Source organism: Motilimonas thetidivivens (genome assembly GCF_046452435.1).
GTDB lineage: Bacteria > Pseudomonadota > Gammaproteobacteria > Enterobacterales > CBDFNC01 > Motilimonas.
Genome location: NZ_JBKFDK010000080.1, coordinates 1 through 377 on the forward strand (window position 1 = coordinate 1; position 377 = coordinate 377).

Here is a 377-nt window from a genome sequence, read left to right on the forward strand (position 1 = left end):
AGTGGCAGTATGTCATCGCCATCAAGGACACCATCTCGGTCGGTATCTGCATCATGAGGATGAGTACCCAGAGTAAACTCTGCCAGATTCGTTAAACCGTCATTGTCATTGTCGATAAATGCATCGGTTGGGTTTTGATCGTAGAAGTTATATTGCAGCTCCCATTTTCTTGGCAGCCCGTCACGGTCTTGGTCTTGGCTGTATTGAGCATTGGTTGGTGCAAAATCCTCGCCATCAAGGGCGCCATCCATATCACTGTCAGGGTGATGAGGGTTTGTTCCTTGTTGGAATTCTTCAAGGTTGGTTAGACCATCATTATCAAAATCTGCCCCTGCATCATTGGCATCAAGCTCATTGAGGTGATTGGCTTTTTCCCA

At 46.7% G+C, this 377-nt stretch carries 1 pseudogene; it reads right to left on the bottom strand.

The annotated features are described in order from the left end of the window. Positions 1-377, bottom strand: a pseudogene (locus ACK8OT_RS19330) (hypothetical protein); the annotation flags it as partial.